This window comes from Rhizobium hidalgonense (assembly GCF_002914525.1).
GTDB lineage: Bacteria > Pseudomonadota > Alphaproteobacteria > Rhizobiales > Rhizobiaceae > Rhizobium > Rhizobium hidalgonense.
This window is the reverse complement of record NZ_LODW01000057.1, coordinates 50357-66973: the sequence shown is the minus strand read 5'-3', so window position 1 is coordinate 66973 and position 16617 is coordinate 50357. Positions and strand designations below refer to the sequence as shown.

Annotated in this window: 13 protein-coding genes and 1 pseudogene; 6 read left to right on the top strand and 8 right to left on the bottom strand. The window is 59.8% G+C overall.

Annotated features, from left to right (window positions below):
- The first annotated feature begins 99 nt into the window (after positions 1-99).
- From ATY29_RS16915 to ATY29_RS16905, 3 genes are all read left to right on the top strand, one after another.
- Positions 100-1083 (top strand): alpha/beta fold hydrolase, encoded by a 984-nt coding sequence (locus tag ATY29_RS16915; protein ID WP_244597414.1) that lies wholly within the window; start codon positions 100-102, stop codon positions 1081-1083.
- Between the two features lie 136 nt (positions 1084-1219).
- Complete coding sequence (locus ATY29_RS16910; protein WP_097536990.1) at positions 1220-1894, top strand: L,D-transpeptidase; 675 nt, start codon at positions 1220-1222, stop codon at positions 1892-1894.
- Between the two features lie 13 nt (positions 1895-1907).
- Positions 1908-2444: an OmpA family protein gene (locus ATY29_RS16905; RefSeq protein WP_003568635.1), complete on the top strand. Its 537-nt coding sequence runs from the start codon at positions 1908-1910 to the stop codon at positions 2442-2444.
- A 317-nt stretch (positions 2445-2761) separates the two neighbouring features.
- On the opposite strand, the gene ATY29_RS16900 is transcribed toward ATY29_RS16905, so the two are convergent.
- On the bottom strand, positions 2762-3232 hold the full coding sequence (locus ATY29_RS16900; protein ID WP_003568633.1) for an Hsp20 family protein: 471 nt from the start codon (positions 3230-3232) through the stop codon (positions 2762-2764).
- A gap of 569 nt (positions 3233-3801) precedes the next feature.
- Entirely contained in the window at positions 3802-6285 is a 2484-nt protein-coding gene (locus ATY29_RS16890; RefSeq protein WP_097536989.1) for a glycoside hydrolase family 3 C-terminal domain-containing protein, read from the bottom strand.
- 149 nt (positions 6286-6434) lie between these two features.
- Between ATY29_RS16890 and ATY29_RS16885 the strand changes: the two genes are divergently transcribed.
- On the top strand, positions 6435-7058 hold the full coding sequence (locus ATY29_RS16885) for a TetR/AcrR family transcriptional regulator (RefSeq protein WP_097536988.1): 624 nt from the start codon (positions 6435-6437) through the stop codon (positions 7056-7058).
- On the opposite strand, the pseudogene ATY29_RS16880 reads toward ATY29_RS16885, so the two are convergent.
- Positions 7016-7420 (bottom strand): annotated as a pseudogene (locus ATY29_RS16880) (alpha/beta hydrolase); the annotation flags it as partial. The gene ATY29_RS16885 and the pseudogene ATY29_RS16880 sit on opposite strands and share 43 nt — an antisense overlap.
- 195 nt (positions 7421-7615) lie before the next feature.
- Complete coding sequence (locus tag ATY29_RS16875) at positions 7616-10642, bottom strand: alpha-mannosidase (protein ID WP_003568627.1); 3027 nt, start codon at positions 10640-10642, stop codon at positions 7616-7618.
- Positions 10643-11016: 374 nt separating this feature from the next.
- Here ATY29_RS16875 and ATY29_RS16870 point away from each other — a divergent pair, with 374 nt between their 5' ends.
- Positions 11017-12297, top strand: coding sequence for an ATP-binding protein (locus ATY29_RS16870; protein ID WP_244597413.1), 1281 nt, complete (start codon positions 11017-11019; stop codon positions 12295-12297).
- A 232-nt stretch (positions 12298-12529) separates the two neighbouring features.
- Here the strand turns inward: ATY29_RS16870 and ATY29_RS37735 are convergent, their stop codons facing one another.
- Positions 12530-12676, bottom strand: coding sequence for a hypothetical protein (locus tag ATY29_RS37735; protein ID WP_244597412.1), 147 nt, complete (start codon positions 12674-12676; stop codon positions 12530-12532).
- Between the two features lie 857 nt (positions 12677-13533).
- Here ATY29_RS37735 and ATY29_RS37730 point away from each other — a divergent pair.
- Positions 13534-13722: a hypothetical protein gene (locus ATY29_RS37730; protein ID WP_097536986.1), complete on the top strand. Its 189-nt coding sequence runs from the start codon at positions 13534-13536 to the stop codon at positions 13720-13722.
- A 188-nt stretch (positions 13723-13910) separates the two neighbouring features.
- On the opposite strand, the gene ATY29_RS16850 is transcribed toward ATY29_RS37730, so the two are convergent.
- From ATY29_RS16850 to ATY29_RS16840, 3 genes are all read right to left on the bottom strand, one after another.
- Complete coding sequence (locus tag ATY29_RS16850; RefSeq protein ID WP_097536985.1) at positions 13911-14705, bottom strand: inositol monophosphatase family protein; 795 nt, start codon at positions 14703-14705, stop codon at positions 13911-13913.
- Between the two features lie 98 nt (positions 14706-14803).
- Positions 14804-15445: an HAD family hydrolase gene (locus ATY29_RS16845; RefSeq protein ID WP_046154812.1), complete on the bottom strand. Its 642-nt coding sequence runs from the start codon at positions 15443-15445 to the stop codon at positions 14804-14806.
- Positions 15446-15555: 110 nt separating this feature from the next.
- Entirely contained in the window at positions 15556-16617 is a 1062-nt protein-coding gene (locus ATY29_RS16840) for an ABC transporter ATP-binding protein (protein ID WP_003568619.1), read from the bottom strand.

Here is a 16617-nt window from a genome sequence, read left to right as displayed (position 1 = left end):
AGGCGGCAACGCTGGGCCTGCCTTCCATCCTACTCCAACGGCTTATTGCCGTAGGCGCCGTCCCGCAACCGGTCGGAACTTCTTCTTCTGATTTTTGTTATGCGGTTCATGTCAGCGAAGCCACTCCAGCCGACGCTCGGAACAACGATTCACGTTGAAGATCAGGATGTTCACATCCTTGACGGTGGCAACTCACACGGCATACCAGTCGTCCTCCTGCATGGCTGCGGCAGCCTTGCGCAGGAAATTTTGCTTCCCTTCGACAACAGCGATTTCCGGATCATTGCACCCGATCGGCCTGGCTATGGACTGAGCACGCCGCTTGCACCGGCTGAACGTGGACCTGAGGGACAGTCCTTCTGGCTTGAACGCCTTCTCGCGTCTCTTGACCTGCCGGAGGTGAGGATCGTGGCGCACTCGATCGGCAGCGCAGCGGCGTTACACCTTGCTGCAAGAAGACCAGGCCTCGTCAGCGGACTTTTTCTCATTTCCCCATGTTGCGCGCCTATGCCATCGAGGCCATTGATTGTGCTTAGATCGGCGGTCGCTCCGGTGGTCGGGCCGTTGATCCGCCAGCACGTCATCAGCCGGTGGCCAGCATTCTTTCTTGATCGAGGTCTGAGGTCGTCCTCTTTTCCCAATCCCCTGCCTTCTCATCTCTCGTGCCTGCCGGCCTCTCAAGTGATCAATCCCATTAACATCCGCACGATGGCAGACGAGTTGCGCGCCTTCAACCGAGACATGGAGCGCCTTCCAGATCTGCGTGGCGATCTTCCCCTGCACGTTCTATTCGGGATGGCGGATCGCGTGATTTCACCGAACTGGCATATTGATTGGCTTTGCAGGAAGCATCCGGGGCCGATTGTCAGATTGCTGGAAGGTGTCGGGCATTTGCCCCATCATGTGATCCCTGGCGTTGCGCGAGAGATGCTTTGTGATCTTGTGGAGGCATTCGCACAAGAAACGGAACTGCCGCGTGTGAGGAGCATCGGCTTACAGGCGGTTGCGGAAAGAGACATGCCGATTTCAGAGGAGACGAATGCCCGGCCCTTTAACTCGAAGCGCCGTGGTATTCCAGAGTAACGATGGGGCAATACCAGACACAGGAGGCCCGTGACCCGATCTGCGCCTTTAGGGAGGAGATGATTTTTCTGTTGTGGCAAATGAAAAATCTGCTTTACTGACGCTTCGCTGCTTGGCTTTAAGGGGGATATTGCCGATGCCGTGGACTCGCAGAAATATTGTGCTGGGTGGTTTGGCGTTACTTGGCGCCGGTGCGGTCGCGAAACCGGCCTTCGCTGCGGCGTCCTCCTATTTCGACGGAACCATCGTCGACAACGGCGTGACGTTCCGAAGGACCAACTTCACCAAGATCGAAAAGAAGTGGCACCGCCAGGTTGTCAAATATTTCAGCAGCGAGCCGATCGGCACCGTCGTCGTCGATACCAGGCATCACTTTCTCTACGTGATCATGGAGAACAAGACGGCCATTCGCTATGGCGTCGGCGTCGGCCGCGAGGGGTTCAAATGGTTTGGCCGCGCCACGATCGACGCCAAATCGCTTTGGCCGCGCTGGACGCCGCCTCCCGAGATGCGCAAGCGCCATCCCGAACTGCCCGAATTCGTGGAGGGAGGCTCACCGAAGAACCCGCTTGGCCCCCGCGCCATGTATCTGCATCGCGACGGCGTCGACACCGGCTATCGCTTCCACGGCACGCTTGAGCCATGGAGCATCGGCAAGGATGCTTCCAGCGGCTGTATCCGGATGTTCAACGAGGATGCCATCGACCTTTACCAGCGTTGCCCCATCGGCACGGCGGTACAGGTTCTGCCGCATATCGCCGACCAGGCCGAAAGCGCCACTCAGGTCAGCCAGACAACCCCGGTCGAATAAGGACGATCACCTGATGTCTGCTACAGCAGAATATACGAGGCGCCTTTTCGCCGCGGCCATGCTCCTGGCGCTTGCCGCCTGCTCCACCACCGAGATCGCTTCCCTGGAAGAACCGACGGCCGCGCCGATGACCGGCCAGACCAACGATCCAGCGCCTGGTTTCGAAAACGTCGCAGCGGGCAGCGAAGAGGATTTTATCCTCAATGTCGGCCGGCGGATCTACTTCAAGCAGGACTCCGCCACGCTCGATTCCGTAGCCATGGCAACCTTGGACAACCAGGCCAATTGGCTCAACAGGAACCCGTCTTGGCTCCTCAAGCTTCAGGGATTTGCCGATGATTCCGGTTCCGCATCCAAAATGGAGACGTTGTCGCAGAAGCGCGCCGACGCGGCGATGGCCTATCTCGCCTCGAAAGGCGTGGACGCCAAGCGCATGTGGGCCAAGGGTTACGGCAACGACCGCGAAGTCCGCGACTGCACCGAACGCTCCTGCAAGGTGCAGAACCGGCGCGTCGTCACCAATCTCCGCACCCAGCCCGACGCGGTCTGATCGCACGTCGAATGCGCCTCGTTTTAGAGCGGCCCGTCGTGAAGCCATGCGTGTTGCCCAATGCGGCCGACTCGATGGCACGGGGGATGAGGAACCCAGACCAGGGAAATCTTGCGCGAAGGGGCCGGCCACCCAGCCAGCCCCCTACAACGTCAAGGCCGTTTTTTTAGGATCGTGTTATCGGAACTGCGATTCCGGGGCGAAGCTTGCCCAGCAGCTTTGAAAGCGTTCGTTTTCCTGCGTCTTTCGCCCTGCTGCGACGTTTCCTGATTTCGACGGCAAACGGCTTTTTCTGGGACTTCATCGAGAAGCGCTCCTTAAGCCACCTGGCGCTCGGCTTCAATCTGCAGAGGCGCCTGCTGAAAGGAACCGCCTCCAATGGCGATTTTGCGCGGCTTCATGGCTTCCGGCACCTCACGCTTCAGCGCGATCACGAGAATGCCGTTTGTCAGGGAGGCGTTCTCGACTCTGACGTGGTCAGCGAGTTCGAAGCGGCGTTCAAACGCGCGCCCGGCGATGCCACGATGCAGGTACTCGCCATCCTTTTCTTCGGACTTATGGCCTTTTACCACAAGCACGTTCCGCTCCTGCGCGATGTCGAGGTCGCCCTCGGCGAAACCGGCGACTGCCATCTGGATACGATAATCGTCTTCGCTCGTCTTGACGATGTCATAGGGTGGCCAAGCGTCGATCGCCTGCAGCCGCTGCGCATTGTTCAAGAGGTTGAAGACCCGGTCGAAGCCAATGCTGGACCGATAAAGGGGTGCGAAGTCAAGTTCGTTTCTCATAGCCATATCCTCCGTAAAGCAACATGGAGAGACGCGGGCAAAACCGCGCCTCCGGTCAGGTCGGCCCGCCTTTGCGCCGCCGACGAAAATCATCTGGTTTCGAGTTATTTTCGATTCAAGAGGAGGTTCAAAAAAAATTTGCCGTGGTCTCCAAGGACGGTTCGAGGACTATTGAACGCTGTTTTCCTTCACCTAAATCGGATGGTGACTGACGATGTTCTTCGCTTGTGTGGAAATTTCGGAAACGTTCTCATGGCCGACAATCACCACGACCATTCCTGATAATGTTGTCGAGCTCTCTGCCTCGCACATTCCACCTCTCCAAACGAGATTCTCGCCGCTGACATCCCTGCGCAGGAGAAGAGAGCGATCCTTGCGACTTGGGCTTCGGACGCTATTCGGTGGAGTCCGTTCCGGAATTTCTGCTGCCGCCCGGTAAACCGTCTCCGGTTCGTTATGCCGACATCCTCGTTGCGCTCAAAGCTCTGGATGGGGGGACGATCCGACAGACATCCTCGGTCGAGCGCGAGGCTTGTCGATGGAATCGGACGGACGGCCAGCCTAGCGGTTTATCCGATGAGGCTGGTCGCTTGATGCGAAGGCGAAAGCACATAAGCGGATGGCGACGGTTGGTCGATGATGAACCTGATATCCGCGGCATTCGCCGCCACGATCAGTTGGTAGTTGCCAGGTTCGGCACGGAAGGCGCCGCCCTCGACATCGAAATATGCCAGATCGCGCGGGCGAATCTTCATCACGGCCGTGCCGGTCTCGCCGGGCTGTAGCGAAAGCTTTGCGAAGGCGCGCAGCTCCTTGTCCGGCCGCTCCACCTTGGTCTTCGGCGAACTGATATAGAGCTGCACCAGTTCCGAGCCCGCCCGGTCGCCGATATTGGTGACATCGACGCTGACGGTCACGCCGTCAGGCCCCATTTCGTAAGATGAAAGCTTCGGCTCGCCCCAGCTGAAACGAGTATAGCCAAGGCCGAATCCGAAGGGAAAGAGCGGTTCGACGGCGCGTGTGTCGTGGTGACGGTAGCCGACGAAGACACCTTCTTCGTAGTGTACATGGCCGTCCTTGCCGGGATACACGGCGGCATCGCCTGTGATGGCGGAATTGTCGGCCAGCGCCTTCGGGAAGGTCTGCGGCAGGCGCCCGCCGGGCTCGACATCGCCGAACAGCACGTCGGCGACGGCATTGCCGAGTTCCTGGCCGGGATACCAGACCTGCATCACTGCGCGGACCTTGCCGAGCCAGGGCATTTCCACAGGGCCGCCGGTCTGCAGCACGACGACGGTATTGGCATTGGCGGCGGCCACCCGCTCGATCAATTCCTCCTGCCGGCCCGGAAGCCGCATGTCGGGCAGATCAAGTCCCTCGGCATCCCATTCACCGTCGCGACCGACGAAGAGAAGCGCCACATCGGCATTGCGGGCTGTCTCGACGGCCGCCGCGATATCGGCCTCGCCGAGCGGCTTTTCAACACCGAAACGAACGGCGATAAGGTTGATGCCCTCCCCGTTCGCGGTGGACGGCTCATATTCGACGGTGACCGCATAAGCCTTGCCGGCTTCGAGCCTGGCCGCGCCGCGCTGCTCGGCATTGGCGGTGCCGAAATAGTTTTCGCCGCGCGTCCAGCCGTCATGGCCGTCAACCGTCAGCGCACCGTCTACGAAGAGCCGCGCCAGACCGGCATTGGTCATGCCGAAGACATGATCGCCGCTCTCCTCGGGCACGAATTGCATGGTCATCCTCGCCGAAAAATGGGCGGGATCGAGATCGCCCGACGGCAGCTCGAACCAGAAGAACTCGCCCTTTTCGACGGTCTCGACATGCAGCGGATGGCCCTTGCAGCCGCGACCCTTGAAATATTCGACCGTGATCTTTCCCTTGAACACGTCGATCAGCCGGTTATGGCGGCAGCCGACCGCATGGCTGATGCTGTTGGCATTGGCAAGGGCGGCGCGAATGCCTTCGAGCGGGCTCACCGTATAATGCGCCGCGATCTGGGCGCTGCCGCCGCCCATGACGCGCGCGGTGGCGGCATTCGGTCCGATGACGGCAATACGGTCGAGCGAGGTCTTGGCAAGCGGCAGGATGCTGTCGTTCTTGAGGAGGACCGCGCCCTCCGCGCCGAGGCGCCGGATCAGCGCCCGGTCTTCCGGCAGGTCGATTGCCCGCTCGGTGAGGGCAGGCGTCTTCTCGAATGCGCCGACCCTTTCGAGCAGAAGCAGCATGCGCCGCGCCGCCGCCTTCACCGTCGCAGCCTCGACCTTGCCCTCGCGCACGGCGGCAACCAGTTTCTCGCCGCGATCACGCGCCGGACCCGGCATTTCGAGATCGAGACCGGCATTGATCGTCTCAGCCGTCGAATGCGAGCCGAACCAGTCGGACATGACGATACCGTCGAAACCCCATTCCTGACGCAGCACCTTGGTCAGCAGCCAGTAATGTTCGCTGGTATAGGTGCCGTTGAGACGGTTATAGGAGGACATGACGGCCATGACGCTGGCGCGGCGGACGGCCTGTTCGAAGGGCGGCAGGTAGATTTCGCGCAGCGTCCGCTCGTCGATATCGGACGACATGGTCTGCCGCTCGATCTCGGATTCGTTGCCGGCGAAGTGCTTGATCGTCGCCGCGATCCCCTCGCCCTGCACGCCGTCGATATAGGCGACGGCAAGCTCCGCGGTCAGCATCGGATCTTCGGAATAACATTCGAAATTGCGACCATTGAGACCGGAGCGATGAATGTTTACCGTCGGCGCCAGCAGCACGGCGGCACCTTTGCTCTTTGCCTGTCGCGCTAGGGCTGCGCCCATTTGGCCGACGAGTTCAGGGTTCCAGGTGGCGCCGAGCGCGATGCCGACGGGAAAGCAGGTCGCCTTTACGCCGGCGACCAGCGAGCCGGCACCGCGCGCGCCGTTCGGCCCGTCCGTCACCTTGATCTTCGGCACACCGAGACGCTCGACGGGAACCGTCGTCCAGAAATCGGCGCCGGATAGCAGGGAGACCTGCTCCTCGAGCGTCATCTGGTCGAGAATGGAATCGATCATCCAAACCTCCCAAGGAAAACCTTAAACCTACCGATTACTTGGTATTTTTAAGATGTCAATCGGGCAGGCGTGATGTATGTAGGCAGCATGGGAGAAATCGGCCGAGGCGCGTGCCGATAGCCGCTTCACAGGGCAGAGGAGAGGCAGAATTGTCGGGACAGAAGGCCGGAGAGAAGCGAGAACGCCGATCCCTCAAGGGCGAGACGCGCCGCGCGGAAATCCTGATGGCGGCAATGCGGCGCTTTGCCGAAGACGGCTACCAGAATGCGGCGATCGGCGACATTGCCCGCGATGTCGGCCTGTCGCTGCCCGGCCTGCTGCACCACTTCCCGACCAAGGTCGATCTGCTGCTTGCAATCCTCGCCAAGCGCGATCTCGACAGCGCGGATTTCATCGGGCTCCACGGCTCCGATCTCCGCGGCCTGCTGAAGGGCATGGTCACGGTCTTCCGCCGCAACGCCGAAATGATCGAGGTCGTCAGAGCCTTCGCCATCCTCAATGCCGAAAGCCTGATGAAGGACCACCCTGCCAAGGCATGGTTCCTGAATCGCGCCGCCGAGATGCAGGATAACCTCGCCTCGTCATTCGAACGGGCCGGCGCCGACGGCTCGATTGATCGCGGGATCGACGGCAAGGCGATGGCAGCCGAACTGATCGCCGTGATGGATGGGCTGCAAATGCTCTGGCTGCGGGACCCCGATCGCTTCGACATGGTCGGCGGCCTGGAAGCCTATGTCGGCCGGCTGCTGGCGAGCCTCGGTTTGGAAGGCTGATTGGTTCCCTCTTCAAAGCGCTCCAGCCAAATCATCATGCGGCTTACGGCTTCGCAATATCTTTGCCCGACCAGCAGACCCGTATGGGTGGTCCCTTCAAGACCCAGATTTTCACCGCCAATATGTCTAGCCGTCGCCCGGCCGCGGCGATCATCGGCTTCATCGTTGACGGCTGAGATGACGAGGCTCGGGCACATGATCTTGCCGCCTTCGATTGAAACCCCCTCCGCCCCGAAGTGAAAGGAAAATGTAGCGAATGCCTTTGCGGATTCCATCGACAGGTATTTGCGCTGGAATTCGATATCTTCGAGCGTTTCATCGGCACTGCTTTGCTCGTCGCGCGCCGGCCCCGGCACAACGCTGCGCGCATCGCTGGCGTTTCGCCATCGGCGACGGGCGGCGGCGCGATGCGTGAAATCGCCGGCGACCGCCGCGGTGATGACCGAATCGACGCTCTTTTGAATTTCGGCAGTCTTCAGCTGCTTGTCTGCTCCGGCTGCATCGACTCCTTCTCGCGCCGCCGCATCGAAGCAGCGGCGGCTCTCAAGAATGGCGCGTCAGGCCTTTTTCAGCTTCCAGGTCCGGATCTCAAACGGCATGATGTCGGCAGGCCCTTTCCGCTCCATCGGCTCCTCGAGAATGTTCAGCGGCTGCGATGCCGCCCATCCGGAAGGCAGGGCAAGAGAGAGGCGACCGCGCCGGCCGGCAGGTTCGTAGAGGCGCAGGATCAGGCCGTCGCCCTCTTCCGCCGGTTTCAGACCCGAAAAGGCGACGGGAGTGCCATCGACGGCGAGCGGCGCGAAAGTGCCCGTAGAGAGGTTTTTGGCTTCCGCCGTGACAAGCGGCTGATTGAGGTCGAGCGCCTCATCGAGCACTCCGCCTTCATGCCAGGCGCCGTCATGCGGCATCAGAGCATAGGTGAAGCTCTGCTCGCCTTCATCGGCCAGCGGATCCGGATAGATCGGCCCCCGCACCAGGCTCATGCCGATCACATTGCCGCGAGCGCTGTGGCCGTATTTGGCGTTGTTGAGCAGCGCCACGCCGAAACCCGGCTCGCTGATATCGACGAAACGATGGGCGACGGCCTCGAACATCGCCTGCTCCCAGGAGGTGTTCGTGTGCGTTGCCCGCTCGACAATGCCGAAGGCGCATTCGAACGTTGCCTTTCGGGCTCTGACGTCAACCGGGTTCACGGTGCGCAGGAGGGTGCGGCGATCATGCCAGTCGATCGTCGTTTCGATGTCGAGCCGGCGGGCATTGGCCGTCAGCACATAAGTCTGCGTGACGCTCGAATTTCGGTAGCGGTGAACGACGCGGATCGCCGCACGGTGCGGGCCGCTTTCGATGAGGCTGATGCTTTCGGGGGCTTCGAGGCGGACCGCCTTTTCGGCATAGTCCGCATCCATATCCCAGGCGTCCCAATTGCGCGGCTTGTCGCCCGGGTAAACCCAGAGCTGGTTGGCAGAGCCATCGACCGCTTCGCGGCCGCTCGCCTTGTGAATGAGGCTCGCAACCGCCCCGTCCTTGCCAATGGTCACAGCAAGATGATCGTTTTCGAGGCGATCGGCGCTGGCCTTCAATCCGCCGGCCGGCTGGAGTGCCTGCCGGTCGAAGACTGCTACGGACAACGGGGCGACAATATCGGCGGCCGAGATCGCCGTGCCGTCGGCAAGCGAGGCGCTCACCGGCCGCGGCGAAAGCGACGGATTGACGACGACGAGCGCATTGCCGACCCCGCCCTTCGGCAGATTGGCCGACAGCGCCTGAAAGGCCTTTGCCTGCTCGCCCTTGGCGTTGTCGATGACGCCGCCGAGTTCCTGCTCGGCATCCTGATAGACTTCGCGGATGCTCGAGCCCGGCAGGATGTCGTGGAACTCGTTCTTCAGCACCACGCGCCAATCCGCTTCAAGGCTTTTCGGCTTGTCGGCGCCGAGCAAGTGGGCCAGCGAGGCGAGCGTTTCGGCGGTGATCAGCGCGCGTTCGGCCTGGCGGTGCTTGCGCTTGACGCCGCTTTGGGTCGTCAGCGTGGCGCGGTGCAGTTCGAGATAGATTTCGCCGTCCCAGACGGGAAGTTTCTTCTCCCCAGCGGTTTTGTGCGCATGCTCGTAGAAGCTTTTGACGGTGCCCCAACGTGCCTGCGGGATCGCCGGGAAATCGCGCAGTTGCACTTCCCGCTCCACCATTTCAGGCGTCACGCCACCGCCGCCATCGCCGTAGCCGACGGCGAGAAGCGAGGTATCGTGCTGCACCTTGCCGCGGAAATTCTTCCATGTCGGCACATAGCAGTCGGCCTGCACGAAGCCGTTATATCCCTGCATCGGATTGTCGAAGGTGTGGGTCAACACCTGGCTGCCATCAAGGCCCTTCCACCAGAAAAGATCGGAAGGAATATGGTTGGTCTCGCTCCAGTTGACCTTGATGGTGAAGAAGCTGTGTATGCCGCCCTGTCTCAGGATCTGCGGCAGCGCGCCGGAGAAACCAAAACAATCCGGCAGCCAGCACACCGTATGGCGCGTGCCGAAGGTCTTTTCGAAATAACGCTGGCCATAGAGAACCTGGCGGACGAGGCTTTCGCCGGTGGGCATGTTGGTGTCGGGCTCGACCCACATGCCGCCGACGGTTTCCCACTTTCCTTCCGCGACCTTCTCCTTGATGCGATCGAGAAGCTCCGGATCTTCCTCTTCCATCTGCGCGTAATAATGGGCGGTCGACTGGTTGAAGCGGAAATCGTCGGAGCGCTCCATCAGCGACAGCGCGGTATTGAAGGTGCGCCGCATCTTGCGCCGCGTCTCGCGATAGGGCCAAAGCCAGGCAAGGTCGATATGGGCATGGCCGGTCAGCAGCAACTCGCCATTCGGGGGGAAGCGCTTCTGCAGTTCCTTCAACCGCGCCGTCAGCGCCTGGAAGGCGGAAGCCGCCGAAGCGCTCTGCTCGTCGGAGAGGCCCGCCGGGTTTGCCTCGAGCTCCGGCAGTTCCCAGATCTTCTGCTGCATGACTGCGCCCGACGTGCGGGAGATGTAAGCCGCCGTGTCCGACGGCCAGTCCAGGCTGCGCAAGGCCCGCTCGGCCACATCGACCAGATGTGGCACGACCTCATGCTCCCCGAGGACGCTGATCGCCTCGGCAACCTGTTTCAACAGAAGATGCAGGCGATGGGCGGGGCCATCGAGCCAGATAAACCGGGCCTTGTTCAACCGCGGCGCCCGGTTCGGCTCGCCGAACGGAAAGCGGGCGACGCTTTCCGTCGCAATCGAGAAACGGCGGCCCTTCACCGGGAATTCCTGATGATAAGGATCAAGGCCGAATGTTTCGCTCTTGCCATCGGGATAGCTCAGCGTGATCAGGCTTTCACCGCCGAGATCGAGCTGGAGGCGAATATCGTCGAGTGGCCAGTTCTGGGGCGCCTCGGCGCTTGCGGCAAAATGCACCACGCCTTGGCGATGCGGCCAGTCCTGGTGAAGGGCGATCGGTTCACCCTCGAACGTCCAGCCATCGATCGGGCTGCTATGCCGGTCCCGCCAATGCGCGAGCTCGGCGATACGGACCTTCAGACTATCGAGGCGTTGGGCAATGGTGAGCGGCATGGCTTATCCTGTTGAAAATCGGCGGCGCGATCCGGAATCATGGCTTCGGGAGATGAAGATGGTGCGACAGCTATCGCGATTGCCGGCCCCTTCTCCCAACGGGTGCGGCTGGCGCTTAGATTAAGTAACTTTGATTTGGCGTCAAGGGAGGAGTTCTCGTGCGAGGCGCCTTTTCACTATCGCAATCACGGCTCTACCTGGGGCAGGAGCGCGCTGCGCCTAATACCAATTCCCCGCCGCTCCTATTGCGAAATACACTCCATCCCTATCGCGAATTCTACGCCAAATATAATACCAATTCTACGCCATCCCTATTGCGAATTCCACGCCGTTGATGTAAAAGATGATCATGACTTCGTACGTGGATGGAAATGATGAGCGAATTGCTACCGCGTCATTTAGAATCAGAGTTGGAGCATGCGCTGAGATCGGCTAAAGTCGTGAACATTGTTGGTCCGCGACAGGTAGGCAAGACAACTCTCGTACGAGACCTCTTAAAGAAGGGAAATTTCATAACGCTTGACGACGAGAACGTCCTCGCCGCACTCGAAGCTGATCCGAAGGGGCAGCTAGATGCTTTGATTGGTGAAATGCCTTCAGGCCCTCTGATCATCGATGAAGCCCAGCGATCGAAGAAGCTGGCGCTCGCCATAAAACGGACAGTCGACGAAAATCGAAATATGGGTCAATTCGTCCTGACGGGCTCCTCCAATATTTTCACATCCTCACAGGTAGCCGACTCCCTTGCGGGCAGAGTTCAGACGATGACGATGTTTCCATTAAGCATGGCGGAAACAAGACGCATGGGACCTGCGCGAATCCTTGATTGGGCATCCGCCGAGGATGGCCCCGATCCGGCAGCTCTACCAAAACCAGAGGCAAAGTCCCGAGCGGACTACATTGAAATGATTTTAGCAGGAGGATTTCCAGAAATACGGAACTTAGACGCACCGCAAAGGAGGCGTCGGTATCGCAACTACATCGACAGTGTGGTGGAACGTGACGTCGCTGATGTACTGAAGATCAGAAAGTCGGACACCATGCGGCGACTAATCGATCAACTTGCCGCCCGTGTTGGAAACGAGCTGAATGTCGAGAGCCTTAACAACCAGTTTAATGGGGTACAGAGAAAAACAATCGAAACCTACATGGATATTCTAACCAAGCTATCACTCTTGCAGCGACTTGCCGCGTGGACCTCTGGCGAGACAGGAAGGGACATCAAACATCCTAAGGTCCATCTTGTCGACACGGGTATCGCGTCTGCGCTGAGGAGCATGAACTCGCAGAGCTTCAATATCGATGCGAACCCGACGGCCTTGGGAGGGCTGTTTGAAAATTACGTCCACAACGAACTGGCTAAATCTCTCCCGTTCCAAAAACAGGAATGGCGGCTCTACCATTGGCGATATGATAAAGGACGTGAAATCGACATCATCGCCGAGGCAGACCGGACGATCGTAGGTTTCGAAATGAAGACCTCTACATTGGTCGAAGAAGATGATTTCCGACATTTGCGGTGGTTCAGAGACAATGGACCAGGCAAAACCTGGAACGCAATTGGGATTGTAGTTTACATGGGGGATCGACTACTCTCTTTCGGGAAGAATATGTTTGCGCTGCCGCTCTCCGCCTTTTGGTCTTTCCCCGCATAGCGATTGGCCGCGAAAGAGGCTGCGCTTGGTGGTTTTGCCACATAAGTCCGCAAAAAAACGCCGCGCCGCCGGAATTCACCGACCCGCGCCTCTCAGGCACGCGCGCGCATTTCCGCCGAAGCGTTGTCCTCGAGCCATATGTTTTCGAGCCACAACTTGAAGGCGCTTACCTTTTCTGACCTCGGGCGCGATCGAACGTACGTCAGTGTGTGACACCGCAGGTTTGGCCCGGTCATTCCAAAGGGAAGAACCAGGGTCCCCCTCCCGACGTCGCGTTGCGGTAGGCGATAGCTTTCAAGGCAGAGCCCCGCCCTTCCAAAGCCGTCGCAACCGACATAAACGCGTCGCGGAACCGCGAGCCGCGGTTGAGGTCGATCATCAGCCCGTGGTCCTTCGCCCACTGCTGCCAGCTGTAAAGCGTTTGCTCGGACTTGATGAGGGTGTGACCGACGAGGTTCAGATGGCCTGCGGATTGGCCCTTCTCCGTTGGCGACCTCCGGCGAACACGCCGCCTCGATCCAGCCAATCAGGATCACGACGTGACCTGCTACAAAGAGTTCCCTGGCGATCAGTCGTCGTCCACCATGGATGATTTCGATGTTGAAGTTAAGCATGGCGACCGGTCCATCGATGAAAGTATCCCGTGCCCGGACATCTCGGTGAACAATCGCAATGCCTCCTCTGCGCGGAAGTCATCGAACGTTTCCGTGATATCGTCGGCGATGAACGGAATGGCAGGGGCCGTCCTATAAGAATGACTACCGTATATGTGGATCGCCCCGGAATTTAAGGGAAGGTTCGGCAGATCGAGCGGGACAATCGGATAGGCTCTGGTGACGCAGTTCTTGTTCCTATCGCAGGGGCATCGCCACGCGCCGCCGGCAGAAGAAGCTGTCTCAGCCGGACGAGCAGGTGGTGACATGACCTATACGTAGCTCGGTAGCTCTATTCAAAAAACCCCGTCGGGTTTTTTTGTGCCTTGCACCTATCTTTTCTTTAGTTGGTTACGGAACATTCTGAATTTCGTTTGGGCCAAAAACCGTTATCGCTCTAATGAAAACAATATATTAGGGGAAGATCTTTTAACTTAGGTGGGTGCATCGGCACTCGCGGCTCGGACCGGAACTAATGTTAAACAATAACGAAATCTTGATCGTCAACGCGGTTACCGGATCCCACATCGGCCCTATTTCCCACCAACTGCATCGAAATTCGGGCCTCGATGAGGAGGGTAGGATGCTTCAAATGCGCAAATCACTGGCGGCGGCCGCTGCCGTTATTCTGGTTGCCGGTTCGGTATCATCGTGTACGATGAGCTCGAGTGATACGATACACACCGGCTCGGTCGGATATACCAGCGCAGACTATGGGCTCAGACCTGCCTGCCGCGATGGCTTCGGCAACGATCGTCCTTGCAGCTATTAGGGGCACCAGCCGCTCGACGAGGACTGCGGCGATACACTTGCGCTCAAGGGAAAGGGTCCGCGGTGACCCAGGGTACGGCCGACAGCCGTCGCCTGATCGGAGGCGTCAGCTATCGGCCTGGGCAACGATGTGAGGCCTATGTGTCTCCTTGAGCAGATAGAAAGAACCGGCGTTGGGCGGGTTACTGTTCAGCCGGTATGGATTGCCAGCAGATCGGCATAGACCGTCCGATTGCTTGCCAACACCGGATGGCCCTGCAGCAAGGCTTCACCTTCAGCCGGGAAAGCCAGATGGGTTCCACCCGCCTCCTTGACGAGGCAATAGCCGGCCATGCAGTCCCAGGCACGCATATGGGGCTCGTAATAGCCGACAAGCCGGCCAGCGGCCACATAGGCCAGCATCAGGGCGCCGGAGCCGTTGCGGATGAAATTCCCACCTTTGCCGAGCAGAGCAGCAACAATAGCGCCTACCCGTTCCGGAGTGACATGGGTGTTGCAGCCGATGCCGGTCATCGCATTCTGCAAAGTCCGTGACGGATTGAGGCTCAGGCTTTTGCCGTTCAGGCTTGCACCCATGCCCGCCGCGGCTGCGTAGAGTTCATCATCGCATGGAACGTGGATGACGCCGATCACCGGCACGCCGCGGTGTAGAACGGCAATCGATACACACCATGTCGGCATGCCATTGACGAAGGGCGCGGTTCCGTCAATCGGATCGACCACCCACGTCAATCCCGACTGCCCTTCCTGATACCCGTATTCCTCGCCGAGAAACCCGTCTGTCGCAAAAGCTTCCGCCACGCGCTGCCTTATCAATGTCTCGACGTTGCGGTCGGCAATCGACACGACATCCTGCAGATCCCTCTTCGTCTCGATCACGAGCGTTTCGCGCCTGTAGAAATAATCGAGCGCCATGGCGCCCGCCTCCTGTGCCACCGCTTTGGCGAGGGCGAAGCGTGTATCATGTTCCGTTTCGTGCGACATGGTGCCGGTACTCCCTTATGATTGTTCTGGTCGTTGGCTGTTTCAGGGGTCGGCACCGCAATCGAAGGCGAGCGAAAGCGACTGCACCGACCGAATTCTCAGGCATTCATCTGGAAGCTGTCGCCTCTCTTCATCTCGCATTGCTGCTCATGGAAATCGATGCGGTTTACATCTATGGCGCTCATACCCGCCCGTCGTGCCGATTCAAGGCCCTGTTCGCTATCTTCGAATACGACGCACTGGGCTGGCCCTCTTCCCAACAAGGCGGCTGCCTGCAGAAACAGGTCCGGCGCCGGCTTTGGATTTACCACATCATCGATCGTGACGATGTGGTCGAAATACGTTCGCAGGCCCGTTGCTTGTAGCGTCGCCGTCACGATTTCTCGCGACCCGCCGGATGCAACAGCCATGGGGAGCAAGCCGGACAACCGGCGAGCGGTTGCAGCAACCGCGCGAACTTCGCGCACCTTGTGAACATTCTGGAGAAAGTGCGATCGCATGGCAGCGATGACGCATTTGCGATCGAGCACAATATCGAATTCCCGCTCGAAGGCGTCCATAAGAACCCCTTCTGACATCCCTGCCCGCAGCAAATACCAGGCCTGGTTCATCGCTTTGCCGGAAAGTGAAAAGCCGGCCGACCATGCGTCGGCATAGATCGGCGGCGTGTGGACAAGTGTGCCGTCGCAATCAAAAATCACAGCCTCGAAATCATTTTCGAGCGACAGAATATCAATCATAAGTACTCCTTCAGGCGAGCAGGACATCGACTTGTGGGTTCCATACAGGCGCAGCCTTCCTGCAGACCGGCATCGAGCGCCGGCCCGACCAGAGATCGCCTCATAAGCTCTCACGTGCTGATAAGGGCGATGCCGCGATTTCGGAAGCCGAGCGTGGCGTCGGAGGCGACCGGCAGAATGCGGTCGACGGCGTGGTCGACGATGAAGAGCGTGCCGACGTCGGTTTCAACCTCGTATTCGACATGATCTCCAAGGTAGGCCGAATGCAGGATACGGCCGGCAAGCCCCTGCCCGCGTCCCTCGGAAAGCGCGATGGCCCCGGGACGAACGGCAAGACTTGCCGCACCTGGCGTCGCCCTGCCTGCCGGCACGCGATGCTTGAAACCACCGATGCGGATCTCGGCATCGGCGCCCTCGATGCCGAGCACCTCGCAGGGGATGACATTTGCCTCGCCCATGAAATCCGCGATGAAGGCCGAAGCCGGCGCTTCGTAAAGATCGCGCGGGGCGCCGGACTGGGCGACTTCGCCATCCTTCATGATGATGATGCGGTCGGACACGGCGAGCGCCTCGTCCTGATCGTGCGTGACGTAGACTGCCGTGAAGCCGAGGCGCTGCTGGAGTTCGCGAATATCGGTGCGCACCTTGCGGCGCAGGCGCGCATCGAGGTTGGAGAGCGGCTCATCGAGCAGCAGCACTTGCGGCTCCAGCACCAGCGCGCGGGCGACCGCAACGCGCTGCTGCTGGCCGCCGGAGAGTTCGGCTGGAAGGCGATGGCCCATGCCGGCAAGGCCGACGAGCGCCAGCCCCTCCTCAGCCTTCTCGCGCGCCTGCTTGCGACTGAGACCGGAGGATTCCAGACCATAGGCGACATTGTCGCGCGCATTCATATGCGGAAACAGCGCATAGGATTGGAAGACCATCGAGACGTCGCGTTCATTGGCCGGCAGCATGGTGACGTCCTTGCCGCCGATCAGGATTTTTCCGGCCGAAGGATGTTCGAGACCGGCAAGCATGCGCAACGTCGTCGTCTTGCCGCAGCCGGAAGGGCCAAGCAGAGTGACGAGCGTGCCGGGCTCGATGGTGAGCGAGAGGTCGGCAATGGCGGTGAAGGCGCCAAACGTCTTGCGCACGTTCTGGAAGACGACTGAACCGGCTTTCTGGTTGATCAT

Excerpts from the sequence above, each read along its gene's own strand:
- ATY29_RS16840 (WP_003568619.1), bottom strand. The coding sequence starts at position 16,617 with ATGATCAACCAGAAAGCCGGTTCAGTCGTCTTCCAGAACGTGCGCAAG.
- ATY29_RS16875 (WP_003568627.1), bottom strand. The coding sequence starts at position 10,642 with ATGCCGCTCACCATTGCCCAACGCCTCGATAGTCTGAAGGTCCGTATC.
- ATY29_RS16870 (WP_244597413.1), top strand. The coding sequence starts at position 11,017 with ATGAGCGAATTGCTACCGCGTCATTTAGAATCAGAGTTGGAGCATGCG.
- ATY29_RS37735 (WP_244597412.1), bottom strand. The coding sequence starts at position 12,676 with ATGATCGACCTCAACCGCGGCTCGCGGTTCCGCGACGCGTTTATGTCG.
- ATY29_RS16890 (WP_097536989.1), bottom strand. The coding sequence starts at position 6,285 with ATGATCGATTCCATTCTCGACCAGATGACGCTCGAGGAGCAGGTCTCC.
- ATY29_RS16845 (WP_046154812.1), bottom strand. The coding sequence starts at position 15,445 with ATGATTGATATTCTGTCGCTCGAAAATGATTTCGAGGCTGTGATTTTT.
- ATY29_RS16910 (WP_097536990.1), top strand. The coding sequence starts at position 1,220 with ATGCCGTGGACTCGCAGAAATATTGTGCTGGGTGGTTTGGCGTTACTT.
- ATY29_RS16900 (WP_003568633.1), bottom strand. The coding sequence starts at position 3,232 with ATGAGAAACGAACTTGACTTCGCACCCCTTTATCGGTCCAGCATTGGC.
- ATY29_RS16915 (WP_244597414.1), top strand. The coding sequence starts at position 100 with ATGCGGTTCATGTCAGCGAAGCCACTCCAGCCGACGCTCGGAACAACG.
- ATY29_RS16905 (WP_003568635.1), top strand. The coding sequence starts at position 1,908 with ATGTCTGCTACAGCAGAATATACGAGGCGCCTTTTCGCCGCGGCCATG.
- ATY29_RS37730 (WP_097536986.1), top strand. The coding sequence starts at position 13,534 with ATGCTTCAAATGCGCAAATCACTGGCGGCGGCCGCTGCCGTTATTCTG.
- ATY29_RS16850 (WP_097536985.1), bottom strand. The coding sequence starts at position 14,705 with ATGTCGCACGAAACGGAACATGATACACGCTTCGCCCTCGCCAAAGCG.